At 65.3% G+C, this 6,480-nt stretch carries 6 protein-coding genes and 1 tRNA gene (1 of these 7 only partly in view); 4 read left to right on the top strand and 3 right to left on the bottom strand.

The window, feature by feature from the left end; genetic code table 11:
• Positions 1-21, top strand: a tRNA-Glu gene (locus RH857_RS04325); it begins 155 nt to the left of the window's first position.
• Between the two features lie 100 nt (positions 22-121).
• Here RH857_RS04325 and RH857_RS04320 read toward each other — a convergent pair.
• The gene (locus tag RH857_RS04320; RefSeq protein WP_310536744.1) at positions 122-607 is read right to left on the bottom strand and encodes a dihydrofolate reductase family protein; all 486 of its coding nucleotides are present in this window, start codon (positions 605-607) and stop codon (positions 122-124) included.
• Between the two features lie 137 nt (positions 608-744).
• On the opposite strand from RH857_RS04320, the gene thiL reads away from it, so the two are divergent.
• Positions 745-1,866, top strand: a complete 1,122-nt coding sequence (thiL, locus tag RH857_RS04315) for a thiamine-phosphate kinase (protein WP_310536743.1) — start codon at positions 745-747, stop codon at positions 1,864-1,866.
• Between the two features lie 9 nt (positions 1,867-1,875).
• Here thiL and RH857_RS04310 read toward each other — a convergent pair whose 3' ends face one another.
• Both RH857_RS04310 and RH857_RS04305 read right to left on the bottom strand, forming a co-directional pair.
• Positions 1,876-3,216 (bottom strand): UDP-glucose dehydrogenase family protein, encoded by a 1,341-nt coding sequence (locus RH857_RS04310; RefSeq protein WP_310536742.1) that lies wholly within the window; start codon positions 3,214-3,216, stop codon positions 1,876-1,878.
• A 91-nt stretch (positions 3,217-3,307) separates the two neighbouring features.
• Positions 3,308-4,138: an IclR family transcriptional regulator gene (locus tag RH857_RS04305; protein WP_374761116.1), complete on the bottom strand. Its 831-nt coding sequence runs from the start codon at positions 4,136-4,138 to the stop codon at positions 3,308-3,310.
• A 179-nt stretch (positions 4,139-4,317) separates the two neighbouring features.
• Here RH857_RS04305 and leuC point away from each other — a divergent pair, with 179 nt between their 5' ends.
• Both leuC and leuD read left to right on the top strand, forming a co-directional pair.
• Positions 4,318-5,757: a 3-isopropylmalate dehydratase large subunit gene (leuC, locus tag RH857_RS04300; protein WP_310536741.1), complete on the top strand. Its 1,440-nt coding sequence runs from the start codon at positions 4,318-4,320 to the stop codon at positions 5,755-5,757.
• 19 nt (positions 5,758-5,776) lie between these two features.
• Positions 5,777-6,376 (top strand): 3-isopropylmalate dehydratase small subunit, encoded by a 600-nt coding sequence (leuD, locus tag RH857_RS04295; protein WP_310536740.1) that lies wholly within the window; start codon positions 5,777-5,779, stop codon positions 6,374-6,376.
• The last annotated feature ends 104 nt before the right edge of the window (positions 6,377-6,480 follow it).

Genomic DNA, 6,480 nt, shown 5'->3' with positions numbered 1-6,480 from the left:
CGAATCCCGCTGGGGTCACCATTATTGGGCCTCTGACCTGGAGTTTTCCGGTCAGAGGCCCTTTTTGTGTTTGTTGACAGGCGCGGGGTCACCCCTTCCGGCCGCTCGGGGCCGGGCAGGGCTACTGAGGGTAGGTGATCTGATACCTCAGGCGCGCGAACTGACCGATTTGTGCGGCTTCAGCGAGCGTGAGCTGGTCCGATTCCACGCGACGGGGTAGAAGGGGCGCCCCCTGTCCCAGGGCCGCCGGCGCCACCGTCAGCACCAGCTCGTCCAGGGCGCGGGCGTCCAGGAACTGACCCGCCAGGTCGCCGCCGCCGACCACCCAGATCAGTGAGTCTCCCGCCGCTTCCCTCAGCTGCGGCAATGCTTCGGCCACCTGGCCGGTGACCACGCGGACGTCGGCGCCCTCGGGACGCGGCAGGTTCCGTGTGGAGAAGACGAAGAGGCGCTGCAGCCCCAGACCACGGTGATGTTCGCGGAGCACGGCATGTTCACCGAGGAAGAGCGCACTGAGATGATCCGGCGCCGTCCCCAGACCGCGCGCATCGATCTGCCCGGAGCAGGCCACGATGCTCATCTCGAGTCGCCTGAGCAGTGGATTCATGCGCTACGCCACTGCCTGCTCCAGTGACCGTCCCCCGTTGCATGAGAGTGGCCGGCAGCGCAGAGAGGTCGAACGCTCGGGACCAGTGAGATCATGGGCAAATGAGGAGCAGCAGAACCCCGGAGTCAGAAAGCACCGTGGACCATCGAGAAAGCACGGTGGGCCAGGCGGGGGAGGACGCGGTGCTCACGGAGGTGATGGAGATCGTTGCTCCTTTCAACGCTCGACGCGGCGCTCACCTGCTGCTGGGACCAGGCGCCGACGACGCCGCCTTGCTGGTCCCCCGCCCCGGGAGTCAGTTGGTCCTCACCACTGACACGATGAGTCAGGACCAGGACTTCCGGCCGTGCTGGTGGAGCGGCCCGGAGCAGCTGGCAGCCGGGGCATTCGAACCGCCTGATGAGTATCCGATGGAGGTGGGCACCAAAGCTGCGGCGCAGAACCTCTCAGACATCAGTGCCATGGGTGCACAGCCCACAGCACTGCTCATCAGCCTTACGCTGCCGCGGACGATGCCGCTGACCTGGGTGGCCGACTTTTACCGGGGCGTGGTGCGCGCCTGTGAGCAGCCGGGAGCGCAGCGCTGCGTCATTGCCGGCGGAGACCTCGGCCGCGGGGACGTCGTTTCGGTGACGATCACCGCCGTGGGGGAACTGGCCGCCGGATCGGCGGGACTTCGGCGGGATGCTGCCGCACCGGGCGACACGCTCGCCGTCTGCGGACCGCTGGGCCGCGCCGCCGCAGGACTTGCGCTGCTGGAAGAGTCATCCGGGCCGGAGGGCGGCACCGCCATCAGCCCGCAGCAGCAGGAGCTGTTCACTCATCACGAGGAGCTTTTCGGTGTCTGCATGAGAGCTCAGACCCGCCCCGCGCCTCCTCTGGAGGCCGGACCCGCGGCACTCGCTGCCGGAGGCCGCGGCGGCATGGACATCTCCGACGGTCTGCTGCGGGACGCCGCGCGCCTAGCCAGAGCCTCCGGCGTGGACATCCACCTCGACGACGACGTTCTGGCGGAGGAAGCGCGCACGCTTGAGCCGGTGGCCGCCTACCTCGGGCGCCCCCCGGAACAGGCGCGTCACCAGGCGCTGACCTGGGTGATGGGAGGGGGAGAGGAGTATGCCTTGTTGGGGACTTTCCCCGCCGGCGTCGTCCTTCCCGAAGGGTTCCGGCGCATCGGTGAAGTGCGTGAAAAGGCTGACGGCGTGCCCCGTGTAGTCACAGGACACGTCGTCAGCAACGTGGGATGGAGCTCCCTCTAAGGGGGTTGCTCAGCCCTCGAATTTGCGTCCGAGTTGGGCGAAGGTCCAGCCCGCGGCCTCCCACTCACCAGCCGGCAGGACATTGCGGGCATCGACAAACCGCTTCGCTGCCACCAGGCCCTCCAGATCAGCAGGCCTCAGGGCCTTGAACTCACTCCACTCAGTGGTGAGCACTACCAGCTCAGCGTCCTTGACCGCCTCCACCAGGGAATCCACATACCCCAGACGCGGATACCGCTTCGCCGCGTTCTTATTACCCTCAGGGTCATAGACAGTCACATCAGCACCAGCGTTGAACAACCGGGCCGCCACATCCAGGCCCGGGGAATCACGCACATCATCAGAAAGCGGCTTAAAGGTGATCCCTAGCACCGCGATCTTCTTGCCCACGATGTCCTGATCCAGCAGCTCAAAGGCCCGGGCCACAGCCTTCTTCCGCCGCCGCAGGTTGATCTGATCGATCTCATCAAGGAACTTCATCGAATGATCCAGACCCAGCTCCGCCACACGGGTCTGCAGGGCACGAATGTCCTTGGGCAGACACCCACCACCGAAGCCCACACCAGCATTGAGGAACTTCCGACCGATCCGGTCATCAAACCCGATCGCATCCGCCAGGGTCGTGATGTTCCCGCCCACGGTCTCGGTCACCTCAGCAAAAGCATTGATGAAGCTGATCTTGGTCGCCAAGAACGCGTTCGCTGCGACCTTCACCAGCTCAGCAGTCTCAAAATCAGTCGAGACCCACGGAGTCTGCCGGTCCAGGGCCTCGGCGTAGACCTCCCGCAGACGCGCCTCATCAGTCTCATTGCGGGTGCCGACCACCAGACGGTCAGGGCGCAGCGTGTCCTCCACCGCAAAGCCCTCCCGCAGGAACTCCGGGTTCCACGCCAACGACAGGTCCACACCAGGGTTCTTCTGCTCCTGGACCAGGTCATAGAGCCGGGCAGCAGTACCCACCGGCACCGTGGACTTACCCACAATCAAGGCACCAGACTTAGTAATGGAACGCACCAGCGAGGTCGTGGCAGCATCCACATAGGTCAGATCAGCACCAGTGCCGCCCTTGACCTGCGGGGTGCCCACCGCGATGAAGTGCACATCACCCCAGGCCCCGACCTCAGACATATCCGTGGTGAACCGCAGACGACCTGAGTCCACATGCTTGCGAATCAGCTCAGGCAGACCAGGCTCATGAAACGGCAACTCACCACGGGAGAGCGAATCAATCTTCTCCGGGTCCACGTCCACACCAATGACATCAAACCCAAGCTCCGCCATACACGCAGCATGAGTCGCGCCCAGATAACCGGTACCAATCACAGAAATATTGAGAGTCACGCGCCTCATCATACTGTTCTGGGTGAACGCAGTTCTTCAGGCTCGTCTCATGGTTTTCTCATGCGGATTGTCTGCCCCGGCGTGGGGCGGGGCAGGGGGCTCACGGGCGGCGTGCGGGTTCGTCCTTCAGGCCGTGGTCGCCGTCAGGGTTCTTGCGGACCATCTCGGTGAGCTGGTGCGCTGCCGCTACGACGACGCCGGCAAACTTCCGGCCCGGCTGCCGCGTGAGCCGCTCGATGGGTCCAGAGATTGAGACGGCTGCGATGACGCGCCCGGAGGGGCCGCGCACGGGCGCCGAGACGGAGGCGACACCGGGTTCTCGCTCTCCCAGGGACTCGCCCCAGCCCCGACGGCGTACGCCGGCGAGCACGGTGGGGGTGAACCGCGCGCCCTGCAGGCCCTCCACCAGGCGCTCATGATCCTCCCAGGCCAGCAGCACTTGGGCGGCGGAGCCCGCCTTCATCGACAGTTGGGTGCCCACAGGAATGGAGTCGCGCAGACCGATGGGGCGTTCGGCGGAGGCCACGCACACGCGCGCCTCACCCTGACGGCGGAAGAGCTGGGAGGACTCGCCTGTGGCATCGCGCAGCTTCAGCAGCATGGGTCCGGCGGCAGTGACCAGCTGGTCGTCGCCAGCGGCCGAGGCCAGCTCGGTCAGCCGGGAGCCGATGACGTAGCGACCGCGCACGTCCCGACTGAGGAATCGGTGGTGGACGAGGGCGCTGGCCAGCCGGTGCACGGTAGGCCGGGCCAGGCCGGTGCACTCCACCAGCTGGGCCAAGGTGGCGGGCCCCGCCTCCAGGGCGTCCATGATCATCACGGACTTGTCCACCACGCCGATGCCGGAGGGGGAGTGCAGCGGTCGCGGCGAAGCGCCGGCTCCGGCCTGGGGTCGGGACACCGCCTGCTGTTCGTCACGGGAAGGAGACATGCCGAACATTCTACCCAGGCATCTCAGATAATGAGACCCACACCCCGTTTCTAGAGACGGACCGGCAACGGTGCTTTTCTAGAAGAGCAGCTAGACCCGGCTACTCACTGCGCCGAAGCGTCCCACACCCCGGCCGTGACGGCTTGAAGTGATCGCGAAGGACCTCGTAAGGAGAAACCATGGCGGAGAAACCGCTGACATTGGCAGAGAAGGTGTGGCGTGACCACGTGGTGGTCCGTGGAGAGGACAAGGACGGACAGCGCTCCCCGGATCTCCTCTACATCGATCTGCACCTGGTTCACGAGGTGACCTCTCCGCAGGCCTTCGAGGGTCTGCGGCTGGCTGGCCGGCCGGTGCGCCGTCCCGACCTGACCATCGCCACCGAGGACCACAACACCCCCACCCTCGAGATCAACAAACCGATCGCGGACCCCATCAGCCGCAAGCAGGTCGACACCCTGCGGGCCAATGCTCAAGAGTTCGGCGTGCGGATCCACTCCCTGGGTGACGACGACCAGGGCATCGTCCACGTCGTGGGTCCCCAGCTGGGGCTGACCCAGCCGGGCATGACTGTGGTCTGCGGTGACTCCCACACTTCCACCCACGGTGCATTCGGCGCCCTGGCCATGGGCATCGGCACCTCAGAGGTGGAGCACGTGCTGGCCACCCAGACGCTCTCGCTGAAGCCCTTTAAGACCATGGCGATCACCGTCAACGGCACCCTCAAGCCGGGAGTCACCTCCAAAGACATCATCCTGGCGGTCATCGCCAAGATCGGCACCGGTGGCGGGCAGGGATACGTCCTGGAATACCGCGGCAGCGCCATCGAGCAGCTCTCGATGGAGGCGCGGATGACTATCTGCAACATGTCCATCGAGGCCGGGGCTCGCGCGGGAATGATCGCCCCCGATGAGACCACCTTCGAGTACATCAAGGGACGTCCCCACGCACCCGAAGGCGAGGACTGGGATGCGGCCCTGGAGTATTGGCGATCGCTGCGCACCGACGACGGTGCGGTATTCGACGCCGAGGTGATTCTCGACGCCGACACGCTCGAACCCTTTGTCACCTGGGGCACCAATCCCGGCCAGGGCGTGAGCCTCAACGACTCAGTGCCCAACCCCACCGACTTCACCGATCCCGTAGACCGCGAGTCCGCCGAACGCGCGCTGCAGTACATGGATCTCGAGCCGGGAACCCCCATGAAGGACATCCGGGTGGACACCGTCTTCCTGGGCTCCTGCACCAACTCCCGCATGGAGGACCTGCGCGCCGCCGCCGAGGTCATCGCTGGTCGCCAGAAGGACCCCGAAGTGCGGATGATCGTGGTTCCGGGCTCACAGAAGGTCCGGCTGCAGGCGGAGGCGGAGGGGATTGACCAGATCTTCAAGGACTTCGGCGCAGAATGGCGCTTCGCCGGATGCTCAATGTGCCTGGGCATGAACCCTGACCAGCTGGCACCGGGGGAGCGCTGCGCCTCCACTTCCAACCGCAACTTCGAAGGACGCCAGGGCAAGGGCGGCCGTACCCATCTGGTCTCTCCGGTGGTCGCCGCCGCTACCGCGATCCGGGGCACCCTCTCGGCGCCCTCTGATGTGCTGACCCCTGCCGCTGCGTGATTTAGAGCAAGGAACCCCTATGGAACCCATCACCACCCACACCGGTATCGGCGTCCCCCTGAAGCAGTCCAATGTGGACACCGACCAGATCATCCCCGCCGTCTACCTCAAGCGCATCACCAAGACAGGGTTCGACGACGCCCTGTTCTCATCCTGGCGGAAGAACCCCGACTTCGTGCTCAACCAGGAGCCCTACAGCCGAGGCTCGGTCCTGGTGGCCGGTTCAGACTTCGGCACCGGATCCTCCCGCGAACACGCCGTCTGGGCCCTGAAGGACTACGGCTTCCGCGTGGTCATCTCCTCCCGGTTCGCCGACATCTTCTACGGCAACGCCGCCAAGCAGGGACTGCTGGCCGCCAAGGTGGCCCAGCCCGATGTAGAGCTGATCTGGAAGGAGCTGGAGAAGGAGCCCGGGACCGAGGTCACCGTTGACCTGGAGCACCGGACGGTCCGCTGCGGCAGCGTGGACACCACCTTCGAGATCGACAACTACACCCGCTGGCGACTCATGGAGGGACTCGACGACATCTCGCTGACGCTGCGCCAGGAGGAGTCCATCAAGACCTTCGAAGCGACACGTCCGGGCTTCAAGCCCACTACGCTGCCAGCCAAAGTCTGACTCGTCACATCCCGTCGCGCCCTCACCTGGACAATCAGGCAACTGTCATCGAATTGTTGCCGGATTTTCAGGTTGCGCGGCGGGGATCGTCGCTTTGGTTGGGT

Source organism: Nesterenkonia flava (genome assembly GCF_031432335.1).
In the GTDB taxonomy this organism is placed as follows: Bacteria; Actinomycetota; Actinomycetes; order Actinomycetales; family Micrococcaceae; genus Nesterenkonia; species Nesterenkonia flava.
This window is presented reverse-complemented; position numbering and strand designations above follow the sequence as displayed.